14 protein-coding genes are annotated in these 16,870 nt (G+C 66.2%); 3 read left to right on the top strand and 11 right to left on the bottom strand.

Annotation, left to right across the window (positions count from 1 at the left end):
- Nucleotides 1-8 precede the first annotated feature (8 nt).
- From AC1HFW_RS01135 to AC1HFW_RS01090, 10 genes are all read right to left on the bottom strand, one after another.
- Entirely contained in the window at nucleotides 9-1,730 is a 1,722-nt protein-coding gene (locus tag AC1HFW_RS01135; protein ID WP_479281549.1) for a ShlB/FhaC/HecB family hemolysin secretion/activation protein, read from the bottom strand.
- A 171-nt stretch (nucleotides 1,731-1,901) separates the two neighbouring features.
- Nucleotides 1,902-3,299 (bottom strand): 4Fe-4S binding protein, encoded by a 1,398-nt coding sequence (locus tag AC1HFW_RS01130; RefSeq protein WP_116521587.1) that lies wholly within the window; start codon nucleotides 3,297-3,299, stop codon nucleotides 1,902-1,904.
- Nucleotides 3,300-3,347: 48 nt separating this feature from the next.
- Complete coding sequence (locus AC1HFW_RS01125) at nucleotides 3,348-4,196, bottom strand: FTR1 family iron permease (RefSeq protein ID WP_006393590.1); 849 nt, start codon at nucleotides 4,194-4,196, stop codon at nucleotides 3,348-3,350.
- A 13-nt stretch (nucleotides 4,197-4,209) separates the two neighbouring features.
- A complete protein-coding gene (locus tag AC1HFW_RS01120) occupies nucleotides 4,210-4,563 on the bottom strand; it encodes a cupredoxin domain-containing protein (protein WP_006393589.1) in 354 nt (117 codons plus the stop codon).
- Between the two features lie 2 nt (nucleotides 4,564-4,565).
- Nucleotides 4,566-5,102, bottom strand: coding sequence for an iron transporter (locus AC1HFW_RS01115; RefSeq protein WP_006393588.1), 537 nt, complete (start codon nucleotides 5,100-5,102; stop codon nucleotides 4,566-4,568).
- Between the two features lie 222 nt (nucleotides 5,103-5,324).
- On the bottom strand, nucleotides 5,325-5,894 hold the full coding sequence (gene phaR, locus AC1HFW_RS01110) for a polyhydroxyalkanoate synthesis repressor PhaR (protein ID WP_006393587.1): 570 nt from the start codon (nucleotides 5,892-5,894) through the stop codon (nucleotides 5,325-5,327).
- A gap of 120 nt (nucleotides 5,895-6,014) precedes the next feature.
- Entirely contained in the window at nucleotides 6,015-6,752 is a 738-nt protein-coding gene (locus AC1HFW_RS01105; RefSeq protein WP_006393586.1) for a 3-ketoacyl-ACP reductase, read from the bottom strand.
- 82 nt (nucleotides 6,753-6,834) lie between these two features.
- Nucleotides 6,835-8,472 (bottom strand): class I poly(R)-hydroxyalkanoic acid synthase, encoded by a 1,638-nt coding sequence (phaC, locus tag AC1HFW_RS01100; protein WP_006393585.1) that lies wholly within the window; start codon nucleotides 8,470-8,472, stop codon nucleotides 6,835-6,837.
- A 123-nt stretch (nucleotides 8,473-8,595) separates the two neighbouring features.
- On the bottom strand, nucleotides 8,596-9,360 hold the full coding sequence (gene pgeF, locus AC1HFW_RS01095; RefSeq protein ID WP_241073499.1) for a peptidoglycan editing factor PgeF: 765 nt from the start codon (nucleotides 9,358-9,360) through the stop codon (nucleotides 8,596-8,598).
- Nucleotides 9,348-10,346, bottom strand: coding sequence for an RluA family pseudouridine synthase (locus AC1HFW_RS01090; RefSeq protein ID WP_035360090.1), 999 nt, complete (start codon nucleotides 10,344-10,346; stop codon nucleotides 9,348-9,350). The genes pgeF and AC1HFW_RS01090 overlap by 13 nt, the downstream gene beginning before the upstream one ends.
- A 107-nt stretch (nucleotides 10,347-10,453) precedes the next feature.
- Between AC1HFW_RS01090 and AC1HFW_RS01085 the strand changes: the two genes are divergently transcribed.
- Complete coding sequence (locus AC1HFW_RS01085) at nucleotides 10,454-11,242, top strand: outer membrane protein assembly factor BamD (RefSeq protein ID WP_006393582.1); 789 nt, start codon at nucleotides 10,454-10,456, stop codon at nucleotides 11,240-11,242.
- 96 nt (nucleotides 11,243-11,338) lie between these two features.
- Here AC1HFW_RS01085 and AC1HFW_RS01080 read toward each other — a convergent pair whose 3' ends face one another.
- Nucleotides 11,339-13,426, bottom strand: coding sequence for an ATP-dependent DNA helicase (locus AC1HFW_RS01080; protein ID WP_479281548.1), 2,088 nt, complete (start codon nucleotides 13,424-13,426; stop codon nucleotides 11,339-11,341).
- A gap of 229 nt (nucleotides 13,427-13,655) precedes the next feature.
- On the opposite strand from AC1HFW_RS01080, the gene tex reads away from it, so the two are divergent.
- Nucleotides 13,656-16,037: an RNA-binding transcriptional accessory protein Tex gene (gene tex, locus AC1HFW_RS01075; RefSeq protein WP_006393580.1), complete on the top strand. Its 2,382-nt coding sequence runs from the start codon at nucleotides 13,656-13,658 to the stop codon at nucleotides 16,035-16,037.
- A gap of 327 nt (nucleotides 16,038-16,364) precedes the next feature.
- Nucleotides 16,365-16,868: a hypothetical protein gene (locus AC1HFW_RS01070; protein WP_006393579.1), complete on the top strand. Its 504-nt coding sequence runs from the start codon at nucleotides 16,365-16,367 to the stop codon at nucleotides 16,866-16,868.
- Nucleotides 16,869-16,870 lie beyond the last annotated feature (2 nt).

The raw sequence follows: 16,870 nt of genomic DNA, 5'->3' as shown, positions 1-16,870 counted from the left end.
AAGCGCTATCAGATTTCCAGATTCATGCTGAATCCGATCGTCATTCCAGCGGTGTGGAAACCACGCGGTTTGTAGATGGGCGCACCAGCAAACAGGTCGTAGCCAAGCTTTTTCCAGAGCGCACCGCGCACGCCCAGGGCTGCGCCCGCCAACTGGCGCCCGACCAGATACCGGGCCCCCTGGCCGCCGACCCACCCGTAATCCAGAGCCGCATACAGCGCGTTGCTGGGTGACAACCCATTCCATGCGAATTCATTGCGCCAGAGCAGTCCGTTTTCGCCGGACAGCGTCTGCTCGCCATCGAAGCCGCGCACCGTATAACGGCCGGCGATGGCCATGCGCTCCTGGGGCGTCAGCGCGTCCGGGCTCCACTGGCCCCGGACGATCGCCAGATAGCGCCAAGGCTGCTTTCCCCAGGAAAAGGGTTGGTCGACGCTTACGTCGCCCGACAGCACGCCGCCGCGGGCACTGCCGCTGCGCGAAGCTTCCTCGGGTGCCGCGAGGGCGCCGAATGCGCCGGTGCCGTGCCTCCAGCCCACGTTCGCATCCAGCGTGGCGCTGCCGAAATAGCTGCGCTGGTTGACGCCGAACTCCCATCCGGCCGTGCGACGCCGCTGCTGCTCGATGGCAATGTCATTGACCGCGTTGGTGGAATATTTGCGATACACACGCAGGTTGAGCGTGGTCTTGTGAGACTGGTCGCGATACACCAGCCGCGACACGCCGACCTGAAGGCTCGCGCTTTTCCCGCTGTATCTGAGCACCTCGTTGGCGCTGGGGAGGTTCTGGTGATAGGCGTAATTGCTGTAATTGACGGAGTAGGCCCAATAACCAAGCGGGAACATGTAATTCAAGGCGTTCGAACGATTGCCGAGCGCGCCCTGCGGGAACAGGTCCCTGCCGACGTTGGCATAGAAAAGATCGTTGTGCGCGAAGGGGGCGTCCACGGCCACGGTGGCGGAACCGAGGTAACGCCCGGTGCTGTCCGAACCGCTATCGTCCAGGCCGATGCTTAGCCGTATCGGTCGGCTTTCTTGCCAGCTCACCAGCAGATCGCTGGTGGATTCGCGCTGTCCTGGCGTGATCCGGATATCGGCGGCCGCACTGGGAACGCGCTTGAGATTTTCCAGTCCCTGCTCGATATCGCGCAGGTTGAGAATATCGCCCGACGATGCCGGGATGGCATTCCATAAGCGACCGCGCCACGAAACCGACTCGTCGTAGCGGATATCACCCACGCGGCCGGGCAGCAGCGTCAAGACCAGAAGGCCGCCGGTCAGATCCTGCTCGGGTGCCAGCACCCGCGTCGTGACATAGCCTTTGGCCAGGATGGCGTTCTGCACCTTGTTGATGGCCGCCGTGATGCCCTGGCCGCCAAGGCAGTGGTTGATTACATCCGCAGCGGCATCGAGCGCCCATTGAAAGCTGGCGGACGAATCGCCTGTCAGCCGCAGGGCCTTGATGACGAAGCAAGGGCTTTCATCGGCGGGGTAATCGGATGGGGATGCTTCAGGGCGGGGAAGGCGCCCGTCGACGCGCGGGGTATTCTGCTGTTGCAGGACACGTTCACGCTCTTGTTGGCGCAACTGCTCGCGGGCATCGATGGAGATTGCCGGCGGTGGCGGCGCCTCGGGCACCGAGGCGCCGAAAGCCGGTGAAACGACGGCGGCGAGAACCAGAAACCCTGGCCCCAGGAAGAACAACCGCTTATCGCCACGACCGCACCGCATCTCTGCTCCTTGATTGCGCGGAGCCAGAGTAGCAACGAATTACCAGCGGACGTAATTGTTAAATGGTCGTACAAATTCAAGCGCCGCCGCGATATGCGGGAAACAGCGCGGGATATTTCCCGCGCGTGACGCCGCGGTTTCTTCGCCTGCTTGCTTGTTATCTTGCGGGCATTACCAGATGGCGAAGAACAGCACCCAGGCCCAGCAGAACGGCGCCAGGCCGGCGGCCAGCACCAGCCAGGCCGCGCCCTTGCGCGCCAGGCTCACCGGGCGCTGGTTCAGCAACCGGGCGAACAGGCGCAGGGTCCACAACACGGCCAGCGTCAGCAGCGTGAAGCGCACCGGCGCGGCCCAGGCGGCGCGCACGCCTTCGTGCTTGAGCAGGTTGATGGTGGTGGCCGACAGCCCCAGGAACACGCCGATGCCTGCCGACGGAATCAGGCCCTGCGCCAGCTTGTGCAGTCCCGGGCGGAACCAGCCGCCCGCGGGCTGACCGTCCACCGGCGCCGCCGGCGCCAGGCGGTCGGCGATCCACAGCGACAGGAAACTGGCGCCGCCGATGCAGATCGTGGCGCCCACCACGAACATCATGATGCCGGCGCCGTCGAGCCACGAAAAGCTGTCGTTCACTTCCGGATAGTGGGTCAGGATGAACCACGGCGCATTGTCCATCAGCGGCCACATGATGTCGTGCTCGACCAGCCAGGTCGCGGCCCATTGCTTGGCCGCCACGTACCAGGGGCTGGCGCTCCAGAGGAACGCGCCCATGGCGATGCCCATCAGGCCGAAGCACAGCAGCGCGGTCTGCCAGGGTTCGCCGTCGGTGACGCTGACGACTTCTTCCTCGGGCGAACGCGGCGTCAGTTCGATGGCGCCGCGATAGCCGCTGCAGCGGCCGCAAACGTGGCAGTCGCCGGCGCCCTTCATATGTCGCAAGGGCACCAATGGCGCACAGTTGATGGGTTCGATCCGGATGACCGGATGGCGCCACTTTTCCTCGTTGACCTTGAAATGCCACGGCGCCAGCTTGGCCAGCAGGTTGAAGACGCCGTTGACCGGACAGAGGTATTTGCACCAGACCCGCTTGCTGCGGCCATAGCGCCAGCCGACGATCATCGCCGCCACGGTCGAACCGCCCAGCACCGCCAGCACCGCCAGCGGGTATTGGTAGACGCTGACCAGTTGGCCGTAGATGGTGGTGAGCGCGAAGGCCACGAACGGCCAGCCGCCCCAGCGCATCCACTTCGGAATGGCATGCCCCTGGCCGCGTTCGCTGGCCCATTCGGTGAGCATGCCCTCCGGACAGAACCAGCCGCACCAGGCCCGCCCGAGGATCGGCATCGAGATCAGCACGAACGGCCACCACACGCCCCAGAAGGCGAACTGGGCGACGATGGTCAGGTTGTTGAAAACCGATGCCGAATTGTCCGGCAGCGGCATGATGGCCGGCACGATCAGGAGGAACGCGTATATCGCAACAATGCCCCACTGCAGCTTGCGCAACAGAGGGGCATGGTCTCGGAGAAAGTCGGCGATACGGGAGGTTGCCCTCCCGAGTGCAGCTGCCATGGTCAAACCTTCATTAATTCAGTCCGATAAATGGGTCGGAATCAGCGGTCAAGAAGCGGCACGGGTGGCCGCGACCGGCGCGGGCTTGCCGCCCACCCAGCGCAGCAACGCCCAGACCACGATCCAGTACGCAACCCACAACAATACCGAAATCAGGGCGGGCAAGGCACGATAACCCGCGAAATCAGCCAGGATCTTGCCAACGCCGGTGCTGTCGCTCAACAGCCACGAGCTGTCCCAGACCGGATCGATGATGGTCGGCAGCACGTCCAGCGAAATCAGGTGATCCAGGCCGCCCACCAGCAACGAACCGGCCAGCAGCAGCAACAGGATTTCGGTCACGCGGAAAAAACGGCGCCAGGTGATGAGCTTGCCGCCCAGTTGCAGCAGCCAGAAGGTCAACAGCGCCACCACGAAACCGGCCACGCCGGCCAGCGCCAGCATCAGCATGTTGCTGCCGCCCTCGCCCGCCGCGACGGTGCCGTACAGGAACACCACGGTTTCGCTGCCTTCGCGGGCCACCGCGATCGCCACCAGGACAAACAGGCCCCACCAGTTGTCGTTGGCCATGGAAGACCGGGCGCCACTTTCGAGCTCGCCCTTGAGGGTGCGGCCGTGCTTCTTCATCCACACGACCATCTGCACCACCAGCGCGCAGGCCGCCAGCGACATGATCGCCTGGAACCATTCCTGGCCTTCGTCGCTGAGCCACGACGACACGCCCAGCAGCACCAGCGCCAGCGCGACCGCCAACGCCAGGCCCGCGCCCACGCCACCCCACAGATACTTCAGTCCGCGCTTGCCTTCCGGCGTCGCGCGCAGCCAGGTGTACAGAATGCCCACCACCAGCATGGCTTCGACGCTTTCGCGCCAGACAATGAAAAGAACCTGTTCCATGTAGTGCGGCCGCCTATTCCTTGGGCTTGACGATCAGGGTGCCTTTGACCGCCTGGTGAAAATCATCGAAGAACGGATACTCGCCGGGGCGCGAGATGGTGATGACCACGAACGACTTGACCCCGGGACCGAGCACCTTCTCCTTGCGCAGCGGAATGCTTTCGAATTCCACCGGCTCGTTGCTTTCGTTGATCAGTTCGATCTTGAAGCGGCCGGCCGGGACTTCCAGCGTGGCCGGTTCAAAGGTGCCGTCCGGCTTGAACGTCAACGTGAAGGTAGGCAGTTCGTCCGCCTGCGCGGGCGCCATGCCGGCCAGGCCAGCCAGGCTGATCAGCAGCGCGGTGATGACGCGGGACAGGCGACGCACGATCAGTAACCGCCCTTCTTGCCGGTGCCGGCGTAGACGAAGTCATATTCGAGTTCGATCGGCTTGAACCAGTCGCCCACCCCGGTTTCCTTGTCGATGTGGCGACCGAAGTGGTTCATCTTGTTGGCCGTCGGCGGCAGGATGGTGTACTTGAGCTTGTACTTGCCCGGGCCTTCGAGCTTGATGTTTTCGCCATAGTGCGGGCCGTCGTTGGCCACCATGGGCATGAGCTCGCCCTTCTGCACGTTCTGGCTGCCGACCTTCTGGATCTCGTAGTTCACGACCAAATAGGGCATCCACTCGCCTTCCGGGAAACCGGTGGGGTTGCCGGCGGTGGCGTGGATGTCGGCTTCCAGGTGGACGTCGGAATCCTTGGCGGGACGCATCATGCCCGGCGGGTCCATTTCGATCGGCTGCAGGTAGACCGCGCCGATTTCCATGCCGCCTTTTTCCACGGGCTTGCCGATGGGGTATTCGGCCGCTTGGGCGGCGGACACGCTCAAAGCGACAATGGCCAGCGCCAAGGCTTTCTTCATCATGTGGGTCATCCTCAAAGCTCGATTGAAACGACGGCGTTCAAAACATAAACAAGAACCGTTTGCATTAATGTAACGAAAAAATCTGACATCCCCCTGAATCGGAATAGTCCGAAACAAGAGGATGCTTGCGTCCGGTCAAGCCAAAAGAAAGCCGGCGGCGCAATCGCGCCGCCGGCTGGCCGGCTTTCGGGCCCGCGGCCAGGCCGCGGTCCGGAGGATCCGCTACGGCTTGCGGCCGCCGCCCTGCGAACCGCCCGGCGTGAACGGGAAGTTCGAGAACATGGCCCGGGTCTGGTCTTGCATCTGGTCCTGCATCTGCACGAACAGGTTTTTGCTCTGGTCGATGTAGTTGTTCATCATGTTCTGCAGCATCGGCGTCTGCACGTTCATGAACTGGGTCCAGGCCTCGGGGCCGAACTGGCTGCCGTACAGGCCCTTGGACTGCTCGGCCATGCGCTGCTGGATTTCCATGAAGGCCTGGATGTTCTTTTCCAGGTACGAGCCCATGATGCCCTGCATCGCATGGCCGTAGAAACGGATGATCTGCGACAGCATGTTCGACGAGAACATGGGCATGCCGCCGCTTTCCTCTTCGAGGATGATCTGCAGCAGGATGCTGCGCGTGAGATCCTCCGCGCTCTTGGCGTCGACGACCTGGAATTCTTCGTTGGCCAGGACCAGTTGCTTGACATCCGCCAGGGTGATGTAGGTGCTGGTCCGGGTGTCGTACAGACGACGGTTGGGGTACTTTTTAATCAGGCGCAGGCTGGCGCCGGTTTGTGCTTGCGTCATGGTTGTCCCCGGATCGGGCGATCTCTAAGACTTCGAATAGGGTGAAGTGTAATGCCGCGGCGCCTTCTCCCCGAAGCGCCGCGGCCTGGAAAGGCCGTCCCGCGGGCGGCCCGCGATGCGTCAGCCCATGTGCAGGCCGCCGTTGAGCGAGAAGTCCGCGCCGGTGGAAAAGCCGGATTCGTCGGAAGCCAGCCATGCCGTCATCGACGCGATTTCCTCGGGCGTGCCGAGGCGGCGCACCGGGATGGTGGCGACGATCTTTTCCAGCACGTCCGGGCGGATGGCGCGCACCATGTCGGTCCCGATGTAGCCGGGCGAGATGGTGTTGACGGTGACGCCCTTGCTCGCGACTTCCTGGGCCAGCGCCATGGTGAAGCCATGGATGCCGGCCTTGGCCGTGGAGTAGTTGGTCTGGCCGAACTGGCCCTTCTGGCCGTTCACCGAACTGATGTTGATGATGCGCCCCCACTGGCGCTCGACCATGCCGTCGATGACCTGCTTGGTCACGTTGAAGAGGCTGTTCAGGTTGGTGTCGATGACCGCGCGCCAATCGTCGGCGGTCATTTTCCGGAACAGGCCGTCGCGGGTGATGCCCGCGTTGTTGACCAGCACATCGACCTGGCCGAGTTCCGCCGTGATGCGTTCGAAGGCGGCGACGGTGGAATCCCAGTCGGACACATTGCCGACGGAAGCATGGAAGGTATATCCCTGCGCTGCTTGTTCATCCAGCCATTGCTGGTAATTGCGGCTCGGGCCGCAGCCTGCCACGACGCGAAAGCCCTCTTTGGCCAGGCGTTGGCAAATAGAGGTGCCGATCCCGCCCATCCCGCCTGTAACGTAAGCCAGTTTTCCGCTCATTGGACTTCCTCCTGTGTGCGACGGACGCCTCGTTGATTGACTTCTACTTCTTATTGGCCTGGGGCCCGCCGCAAGCGCGGCTTCAGGCGGCCCTGACCTTCACATACCTGCCAGGCGCCGGCTCGATCGGCCGGTAGCTGGCGTTACCTGATTTTGCCCGAGCCTTGACCTGCTTGCCGGAATGCCCGGCCAGCCAGCCCGCCCAGTCGGGCCACCAGCTGCCCGGTTTTTCCTGCGCCTGCGCCAGCCAGGCGTTGGGATCGCCCGGCAGCGGCTTGCCCGCGCCGCCCATATTGTCCGCCACCCAGTAGCTGCGGCGCTTCTTGGCCGGCGGATTGACCACCCCGGCGATGTGGCCCGACGCGCCCAGCACGAAGCGCTGCGGACCGCGCAGCACCTGGGTCGAGGCGTAGGCCGAGACCCACGGCACGATGTGATCTTCGCGCGAACCGAAAATATACGCCGGCATCGACAGGCGCGTCAGGTCCAGCGGCAGGCCGGCGGCCTGGGCCCTGCCCGGCACCTTGAGATTGTTTTCGAGGTACGTGTTGCGGAAGTACCAGGAAAAGAACGGTCCCGGCAGGTTGGTGCTGTCGCCGTTCCAGAACAGCAGGTCGAAGGCCGGCGGCTTCTGGCCCTTGAGGTAGTTGCCGACGACGTAGTTCCAGACCAGCTCGTTGGGCCGCAGGAACGAAAAGGTGGTGGCCAGGTCGCGTCCCGGCATCAGCCCGCCGGCGCCCAGCTGATGGTCGCGCAGCAGGGCGTGGGCCTCGTCGACGAAGACGCTCAGGATGCCGGTGTCGTGGAAATCGAGCAGCGAGGTCAGCAGCGTCAACGCCGCGACCGGATGTTCGCCGCGCGCCTCGGCCAGCGCCAGCGCCGAGGCCAGCATGGTGCCGCCGACGCAGAAACCGAGGGCGTTGACCTGCGGCTGGCGCGTGATGTCGCTGGCCACCCGCAGCGCCTGCAGCACCGCGTCGTCGAGATAGTCCGACCAGGTGGCACGATCGACGCCGTCGGTATCGCTGGCCAGCGGATTGCGCCAGGAGATCAGGAAAACGGTGAAGCCCTGCTCGACCGCGTGGCGCACGAACGAGTTCTCGGGCTGCAGGTCGAGGATGTAGAACTTGTTGATGTTCGGCGGCACGATCACCAGCGGCACCTCGTGCACCGTGGCGGTGGTGGGCGCGTACTGGATCAGCTGGAACAGCGGATTCTCGAACACCACCTCGCCGGGCGTCACCGCCACGTTGCGGCCGATCTCGAACTGGGTCTCGTCGGTCTGGGTGATGCGGCCTTTCTTGACGTCGCCCAGCAGATTGGCCAGGCCCTCGTTCAGGGCGCGGCCGGCGCTTTCGACGATGGACTGCTGGGCGTCGGGGTTGAGGGCCAGGAAGTTCGAGGGCGACAGCGCGTCGACCCACTGCATGATCGAGAAGCGCAGCCGGTCGCGCATCGGTTCGCTGACCTGGGCGGCGTCGACCATGCGCGACATGGCGCGGGCCGACAGCAGATAGGTATGGGCCATCAGCAAGTGCTGGCCATTGGCGGCCCAGGCCTCGCCGGCGAAGCGCCGGTCGGCCAGCGGGGTCAGCGCGCCGCGGCGGGCGTCGTCGCACAGCCGCTGCCATTCGCGCGAGAATTCAGCCTGGATATCGGCCAGGACGTCCGGAGCCACGCTCACCGGAAGGGGCCCTGAGGCGGAGAGATTGGCATTCACTTCGACACCTTGTTATCGAGACTTCCCGATTGATGTTGCATGTCGGGTTCAGCGCTGTCAATGCGGGTATTCAATGAGGCCAGCAAGGCTAGCCGCCCGCGCGTGCGGCCGCTTTGCGCTGGATCAGTCCGGGTCGAGCCAGGCCAGCAACGCCATGCGGCCGGTCTCGCTGTCGCGGCGGTAGGAAAAGAAGCGCCCGGCGTCCGCCACGGTGCACAGGCCGCTCAGGGTGACGTCCTGCACGCCGGCCCGCCGCAGGCGGAATTCGGCCAGGCCGGCCAGGTCGGCCAGCCATTTGCCCGCCACGCCCGGCCGCGGCCGGAAGTAGCGTTCGGCGGCGGGGTCGTCCGCCATGAAGGCGTCCAGCACGTCGCGGCCGACCTCGAAGGCGTCCGGCCCGATGCCCGGGCCGACCCAGGCGCGCCAGGCGCTTGCGTCCGGCGCCTTGGCGCGCATGGCGGCCAGGGTGTTTTCCAGCACACCGCCGGACAGGCCGCGCCAGCCGGCATGGGCCGCGCCCAGGACACGGCCGTCGGCGTCGGCGATGACGACCGGCAGGCAGTCCGCCACCATCACGGCCAGCACGCGGCCCGGCTGGGCGGTGACGCTGGCGTCCAGCGCCGGCTCGTCGGGCAGGTCAGTGGCGTCGGCGTCGATCACGTCGCTGCCGTGCACCTGGCGCAACCACAACGGCTCGGCCGGCAGCGCCGCGCGCAGGCGGCGGCGGTTCTCGGCCACGGTGTCGGGATCATCGCCGGCGCGGCGGCCCAGGTTGAGGGTGTCGTGCGGCGCCACGCCCACGCCGCCGGCGCGGGTGGTGCAGAAGTAGTTGACGCCGGCCCAGGCGGGGCCGGTCACCACGGGCAAGCCTTCAATCACGCGTTCCATGCGATCGCTTCCTGGACCAGGGTCATGTCCGCCGGCACCGGCGCGGCGAACTGGACCTCGCCGCGCCCGCCCGGATCGTCGAAATGCAGGGCGCGGGCGTGCAGCATCTGCCGCTGCGCGCCCGCGATGTTCTTGCCGCCGTAGATAGTGTCGGCCAGCAGCGCATGCCCGAGGCTGGCCAGGTGCACCCGGATCTGGTGGGTGCGGCCGGTTTCCAGGCGACAGACCACCTCGGTGACGCGGCCGCCGGGATCGACCTGGCCGCGGCGCGCCGGGGCATAGTGGGTGATGGCGGGCTTGGGCGCCACCGGCCGTTCGACGCTCATGCGCACCGGCACGCGCGGATCGCGGCCGATCGGCCGGTCGACCTTGCCGGCGGCGGCCAGCCAGCCATGCGCCAGGGCGACGTATTCGCGCCCCATGCTGCGCGCCTGCAGCTGGCGCACCAGGTGGGTCTGGGCGATTTCATTGCGCGCCACCACCATCAGTCCGGAGGTGTCCTTGTCCAGCCGGTGAACGATACCGGCACGGGCCACCTGCGCCAGTTCGGGGTAGCGGTGCAGCAGGCCGTTGAGCAGCGTGCCGCTCCAGTTGCCGGCGCCGGGATGCACCACCAGGCCGGCGGGCTTGTTCACCACGATCCAGTCGGCGCTTTCGTCCACCACGGGGAAATCGATCGGTTCGGGGGCGAAAGCCAGGGTTTCGGGCGCCGGTTGGGCCCAGACCGTGATTTCGTCGCCGGGCCCCACCGTCTGGCGGACCTTGCCGGGCGCGCCGTTGACGTGGACGTTGCCGGCCTCGATCCAGCCTTGCAGCCGGCTGCGGGAATGGTCCGTCAACAGCCCGGCCAGCACCTTGTCCAGCCGGTCGGCGCGGGTGCCCGCGGGCACCGTTACAAGTTGCGGTTCGCCGCGCGGGTTTTCGCCGGGAAGGCTCAGGAGTTCATCGTCGGAAACGAGATCTGCGCTGATGGCTGTATCAGACATGGAGACAAATCATATAATCAGCCTGCCATGCTAACACCAAGGATACGATTCTCGTGATTCACCACTCCGCAGCTCCCTTGAACCCCGCCTCCCGAAGCGGGTCGGTTTTGCGCGTGGTTATCGCGCTATTTGCCGTCATCGCGATCGCCGGTTGCGGTTCGACCAACAGCAAGTACGACAAGACCACCAACTGGAGCGCCGAACAGCTCTACGCCGACGCCAAGGCCGAAATCTCCTCGGGTGGCTGGAAAGAAGCGCGCGAGCGCCTGACCGCCATCGAGAGCCGCTATCCCTTCGGCGTCTACGCCCAGCAGGCCCTGCTGGAACTGGCCTACGTCAACTGGAAGGACGGCGAAAACGAACAGGCGCTGGCCGCGATCGACCGCTTCCAGCAGCTCTACCCCAACCATCCCGGCACCGACTACGCGCTGTACCTGAAGGGCCTGATCAACTTCACGCCGGCCAGCGCGTTCATGAGCAACATCACCGGCCAAGATCCGGCCGAGCGCGACCCCAAGGGCCTGCGCGCGTCCTATGACGCGTTCAACGACCTGATCAAGCGCTACCCGGACAGCAAGTACACCCCGGACGCCATCAAGCGCGTCGCCTGGCTGGTCAACACCATCGCCATGAACGAAGTGCACGTGGCCCGCTACTACTACGAGCGCGGCGCCTACATCGCCGCCGCCAACCGCGCGCAGACCGTCATCACCGACTTCGAGGGCGCCCCCGCTACCGAAGAAGCGCTCTACCTGATGGTGCAGTCCTACGACAAGCTCGGCATGACCGAACTGAAGAACGACTCGCAGCGCGTGTTCGACAAGAACTTCCCCAACAGCTCGTTCAAGGACAAGGGCCTGAAGGCCGACAAGAGCTGGTGGAATCCGTTCAACTGAACACCGCTCGCATGGGAAAAGCCCCTCGATCTCTCGAGGGGCTTTTTTTATCCGCCATCCCGGCGTCCGATTCTTGCGGCGTGATGCGCCGCCGTCCTATTCCTGCTTGCGGCGGTAGAAGGCCAGCACCTCTTCCAGCTCGCGCGTCCGCGCGAACGGCGGCAGGCCGCGCCACAGGCGCTTGCCATAGGGCTTCTCGACCAGGCGGGCATCGCCCACCATCAGCACGCCCCAGTCCGATTCCGTGCGGATCAGGCGGCCGGCGCCCTGCTTGAGCGAGATTGCGGCCTCGGGCAACTGGTATTCCGAGAACGGATTGCCGCCGTGGGCGCGACAGGCCCGCAGCCGCGCCTCGATCACCGGATCATCGGGCGGCGCGAACGGCAGTTTGTCGATCGCCACCAGCGTCAGCACGTCGCCGGGCAGGTCGATGCCCTCCCAGAAGCTGGCGCTGCCCACCAGCACCGGGTGCGTCAGCTTGCAGAAGCGGTCCAGCAGGTCGCGGCGCGTGCCCTCGCCCTGCTTGAGCAGCGGCCAGTCGTGGCCGGCGTCGTCGAAGGCGTCTGCCAGCAGGTTGGCGACCTTGTCCACGGCGCGCAGCGTGGTGCACAACACCAGCGTGCCGCCCGGGCTGGCTTCCAGCAGCGGCAGCAGAGTCTGCACGAAGCGCTCCAGGAACTGCGGCGATTGCGGCTCGGGCATGCCGCGCGGCACGAACAGCAGCGCCTGCTCGGGGTAATCGAAGGGCGATTCCCACTTGCCGGTGCGGGCGCGATCCAGGCCCAGCTGGCCGGTGAAATGGGTGAACTCGCCGTTCACCGACAACGTGGCCGAGGTCATGATCCAGGCCTGGCCCGGCTTGCGGTATTTGGAGAACGCCTGCGCCACCGACAGCGGCGCGGAATGCAGCCGCACGTGATGCTGGCCATGCTCGACCCAGCGCACCGCCGGCCCGGTCCACTCCACCGCCGCGGCCGCGCCTTCGAGAATCGCGGCGGGCGTGGACAGGCCGTCGCCCAGCGCCGATTGCGGCGCCGGCGCGGGCGCCTGGTCGTCGCGGCCCCAGCCTTCGTCGTTGAAGCCGGCGCCGTCGCGGCCCGGCGTGGCCCAGCGCTTGAGACGCATGGCGATCTCGGCGCCGCTGCGGGTGGCGGCCACCAGGTCGGGATGGCGTTCGGCGACCGAGCCCAGCGCGTTGGTGGCGATGTCCACCGCCTCGCGCAGCACCGCCAGCGCGGCATCGAACTCATCGGCATTGGGAATGGCCTCGAACGTGGCCTTGCGGCCCGGCAGCCGCTCGAGCGGCGCACAGGCCAGGCGCAATTCGCGCGTGGCCGTTTCCAGGTGGCGCGCCACGTCGCTCCATTTAGTGGCTTCACGCGCGTACGCCAGGCCGGCGGCCTCGAGCGCGCGGCCGAAGTCCAGCAACTGGTGGGTGGACACGCTGCTGCCCAGGAAGCGGGTGGCCGTGTCGGGCAACTGGTGCGCTTCGTCGAAGATGACGGTGTCGGCCTCGGGCAGCAGGTCGGTGACGCCTTCTTCGCGCAGCACCAGGTCGGCCATGAACAGGGCGTGGTTGACCACCACCACGTCGGCCTCCTGGGCCTGGCGGCGGGCCTTGACCACGAAACAGTCGCGGATGCGCGGGCACTCCTGGCCCAGGCAGTTCTCGCGCGTCGAGGTGACGCGCTGCCAGATATCGGCGTCTTCGGGCACCTGCGCCAGGTCGCCGCGGTCGCCGGTCTTGGAAATGCCGGCGAATACCTGGATCTGGCGCAATTGCTGGGTCTCGGTGCGCGACTTCAAGGCGCGTTCGTCGCCCTGCAGGCGTTCCAGGTGGTAATGGCAGACGTAGTTGCCGCGGCCCTTGAGCAGCGCGGCGGTGACCGGCGCGGCCAGCGCCGCGCGCACGCGCGGCAGGTCGCGGGCGAACAGTTGATCCTGCAGGGTGCGCGTACCGGTGGAAATCAGCACCTTGCCGCCCTGGATGAAGGCGGGTACAAGGTAGGCCCAGGTCTTGCCGATGCCGGTGCCGGCCTCGGCCACCAGCGTGGCGCGATCCTGGATGGCCTCGCCAATGGCCTGCGCCAGTTCCACCTGGGACGGGCGCGGCTTGTAGCCGGGCATGGCCGACGCGAGCGGGCCGTCCTCGGCGAAGAATTCGGAGATGTCCAGGTCCAGCATTGAAACAGCCGGGCGTCGCGATCGACCGCGCGGGTCGACGGTCGGGGCGCCAGGCCCTGAATAGGGTGGGAAAGGATCAAATGATACCCGCTGGCGCCGCCCTTTTCCGCCGATCGCGTCGCAAACGCCACATCCCATGGGGACGGATGTGTCCCGCCTGGCACGTTCCGTAACAACGGCTTATGGCACAATCCGCCCCTTGTTTTTCCTTTTTTGCCGTCGTATCGAGATGTCTGAAACTTCCGTTATCACGAACGTCGCCGCCGGCGTCGACAATGCCCGTATCGTTGCCCAGCTCGCCACCGAGCTCGGCGCACGCGCCTCCCAGATCGCCTCCGCGGTGGAACTGCTGGACGATGGCGCCACCGTGCCCTTCATCGCGCGCTACCGCAAGGAAGCCACCGGCGGCCTGGACGACACCGTCCTGCGCAACCTGGAAGTGCGCCTGGGCTACCTGCGCGAGCTCGAAGAACGCCGTGGCTCGATCCTCGAATCGATCTCGCAGCAAGGCAAGCTGACGCCCGAACTGCAGCAGGAAATCGCCACCGCCGATACCAAGCAGCGCCTGGAAGACTTGTACGCGCCGTACAAGCCCAAGCGCCGCACGCGCGCCCAGATCGCCCGCGAGGCCGGCCTGGAGCCGCTGGCCGACGCCATCCTGGCCGACCCGGCCTGCGATCCGGCCGCGCTGGCCGCGCAATACCTGAATCCCGAAGCCTCGATCAACGACGCCAAGGCGGCGCTGGACGGCGCCCGCGACATCCTGGCCGAGCGCTACGCCGAGAACGCCGACCTGCTGGCCGACATGCGCGAGCACCTCTGGTCCACCGGCTATCTGTATTCCAAGATGGTCGACGGCAAGGAAACCGAAGGCGCCAACTTCCGCGACTGGTTCGACTTCAACGAGCCGCTGCGCACGCTGCCGTCGCACCGCATCCTGGCGCTGCTGCGCGGCCGCCAGCAGGGCGTGCTGGAAATCCGCCTGGGCCTGGAAACCGAGCTCGAAGCGCAACTGCCGCACCCCTGCGTGGCGCGCATCGCCGGCTTTCTCAAGCTCGGCAATGGCCTGTTCGCGCTGGACGCCTCGCCGCGCGCGCGCTGGCTGGGCGAAGTGTGCCGCTGGACCTGGCGCGTCAAGCTGGTGACGGCGTTCGAAAGCGAACTGGTCGGCCGCCTGCGCGAGACCGCCGAGGCCGAGGCCATCCGCGTGTTCGCCGCCAACCTGAAGGATCTGCTGCTGGCCGCGCCGGCCGGCCCCAAGGCCGTGCTGGGCCTGGATCCCGGCATCCGCACGGGCTGCAAGGTGGCCGTGATCGACCAGACCGGCAAGGTGGTCGATACCTCCACCGTCTACCCGTTCGAACCGCGCCGTGACCGCGAAGGCACCATCAATACGCTGGCCGCGCTGGTCGCGCGCCACAAGGTCGACCTGATCGCCATCGGCAACGGCACCGCCTCGCGCGAAAGCGAGAAGCTGGTGGGCGACATGCAGGAACGCTTCCCCGACCTGAAGGTGACGCGCGTGGTCGTGTCCGAGGCCGGCGCCTCGGTGTACTCGGCGTCGGAAACCGCCGCGCTCGAATTCCCCGATCTCGACGTGACGCTGCGTGGCGCCGTGTCGATCGCGCGCCGCCTGCAGGATCCGCTGGCCGAGCTGGTCAAGATCGATCCCAAGGCCATCGGCGTCGGCCAGTACCAGCACGACGTCAACCAGCGCGAGCTGGCGCGTTCGCTGGACGCCGTGGTCGAGGATTGCGTGAACGCCGTGGGCGTCGATGTCAACACCGCCTCCGCCGCGCTGCTGGCGCGCGTGTCGGGCCTGAACTCGCTGCTGGCCAAGAACATCGTGGCCTGGCGCGACGAGAACGGCGCCTTCCCCACCCGCGAACTGCTGCGCAAGGTGCCGCGCTTCGGCGACAAGGCCTTCGAGCAGGCCGCCGGCTTCCTGCGCATCCCCAACGGCGACAATCCGCTGGACGCCTCGTCGGTGCACCCGGAAGCCTATCCGGTGGTCGAACGCATCGTGGCCAAGATCAAGGCCGAGGTGAAGCAGATCATCGGCCAGCGCGATGCGCTCAAGGGCGTGTCGCCGTCCGACTTCACGGACGAGCGCTTCGGCCTGCCGACGGTGCGCGACATCTTCGCCGAACTGGAAAAGCCCGGCCGCGATCCGCGCCCCGAGTTCAAGACCGCCCAGTTCAAGGAAGGCGTCGAGACGCTCAACGACCTGTATCCCGGCATGGTGCTCGAAGGCGTGGTGACCAACGTCGCCAACTTCGGCGCGTTCGTCGACATCGGCGTGCACCAGGACGGCCTGGTCCACATCTCGGCGCTGGCCGAGAAGTTCGTGAAAGATCCGCGCGACGTGGTGCGCGTGGGCCAGACGGTCAGCGTGAAGGTGCTGGAAGTGGACGTGGCGCGCAAGCGCGTGGCCCTGACCATGCGCATGAACGACGCCGCCGTGCCGGCCCGGCGCGGCGCCGACGCCGCCCCCAAGGGCGGCGAGCGTGGCGGCCGCCGCCCGCAAGGCGACAGCGGCCGCGGCAACGCCGGCGGCAGCGGCGCGATGAACAGCGCCATGGCCGACGCGTTCGCCAAGCTCAAGCGTTGAGTCCCCTCCCCTGGCCGCTCCCCATGGGAGCCGGCCAGGCGGCATCCGCAAGTCCTCCAACCGGCGCCCAGGCGCCGGTTGTCATTCAGGGTTGTCATTCAACTAAGGACTTTCCCTCAAAGCCTCCCCTTCCTTGCGTTGCCTCAAGCCGGACGCAACAAAAATAAGGGAAAATATCGAATTGTGTCCAAATAATAATAAGCCGGCGGATCGGGCATGCACGGCGGAAGCAAACCCATGATCAGGCGAGCTGCGGCGCAAGCGTCTATCGGGTCGAAGCACAAGAAAAACAGCGCCATACCTGAGAGACCGGAGATCCGTCCCGCCATGCGCAACACGATTACGCTTGCCGCCAACGAAACGGCAATCATCACCGAGAAAGAAGCCAGCCTGAGCGGCGCCTACAACGAAGTCACCCTCGGCCAATATGCCCACCTGACGGTGGACGGCGCCGAAGTCACCTTCAAGCACATCACCCTGGAACGCCTGGGCAGCCGGATCATCGAACTGGCCAACGGCGCGCAGTTGCACGTCGGCGCGCTGGGATTCGCCAGCATGGGCGCCAGCATCATCTACCGCATCGGCGCCGGCTGTGCGCTGACCTTCGACGCCAGCCAATGGGATCCGGAAGTCGTGGCCAACACCACGTTCGATTTCGTCAGCCAGGGCAGCGGCACGCTCAAGTACTTCCCGTTCATCAACCCCGAGTGGCTCGACTGCCCCACCGTGACGGGCTATTCGGAAGGCGACATGCTGGAAATCGCCGGCCAGGGCAGCGCGCAACGATTCCAGGTGCGCGACGGCCGCATCGTCTCCGCCAACGCCCGCTAGGC

The sequence above is a fragment of the Achromobacter sp. ISS7 genome, assembly GCF_056523125.1.
This window is presented reverse-complemented; position numbering and strand designations above follow the sequence as displayed.

Coding starts and splice junctions, on each gene's coding strand:
- AC1HFW_RS01135 (WP_479281549.1), bottom strand. CDS start 1,730: ATGCGGTGCGGTCGTGGCGATAAGCGGTTGTTCTTCCTGGGGCCAGGG.
- AC1HFW_RS01130 (WP_116521587.1), bottom strand. CDS start 3,299: ATGGCAGCTGCACTCGGGAGGGCAACCTCCCGTATCGCCGACTTTCTC.
- AC1HFW_RS01125 (WP_006393590.1), bottom strand. CDS start 4,196: ATGGAACAGGTTCTTTTCATTGTCTGGCGCGAAAGCGTCGAAGCCATG.
- AC1HFW_RS01115 (WP_006393588.1), bottom strand. CDS start 5,102: ATGATGAAGAAAGCCTTGGCGCTGGCCATTGTCGCTTTGAGCGTGTCC.
- phaR (WP_006393587.1), bottom strand. CDS start 5,894: ATGACGCAAGCACAAACCGGCGCCAGCCTGCGCCTGATTAAAAAGTAC.
- AC1HFW_RS01105 (WP_006393586.1), bottom strand. CDS start 6,752: ATGAGCGGAAAACTGGCTTACGTTACAGGCGGGATGGGCGGGATCGGC.
- pgeF (WP_241073499.1), bottom strand. CDS start 9,360: ATGGAACGCGTGATTGAAGGCTTGCCCGTGGTGACCGGCCCCGCCTGG.
- AC1HFW_RS01090 (WP_035360090.1), bottom strand. CDS start 10,346: ATGTCTGATACAGCCATCAGCGCAGATCTCGTTTCCGACGATGAACTC.
- AC1HFW_RS01080 (WP_479281548.1), bottom strand. CDS start 13,426: ATGCTGGACCTGGACATCTCCGAATTCTTCGCCGAGGACGGCCCGCTC.
- tex (WP_006393580.1), top strand. CDS start 13,656: ATGTCTGAAACTTCCGTTATCACGAACGTCGCCGCCGGCGTCGACAAT.
- AC1HFW_RS01070 (WP_006393579.1), top strand. CDS start 16,365: ATGCGCAACACGATTACGCTTGCCGCCAACGAAACGGCAATCATCACC.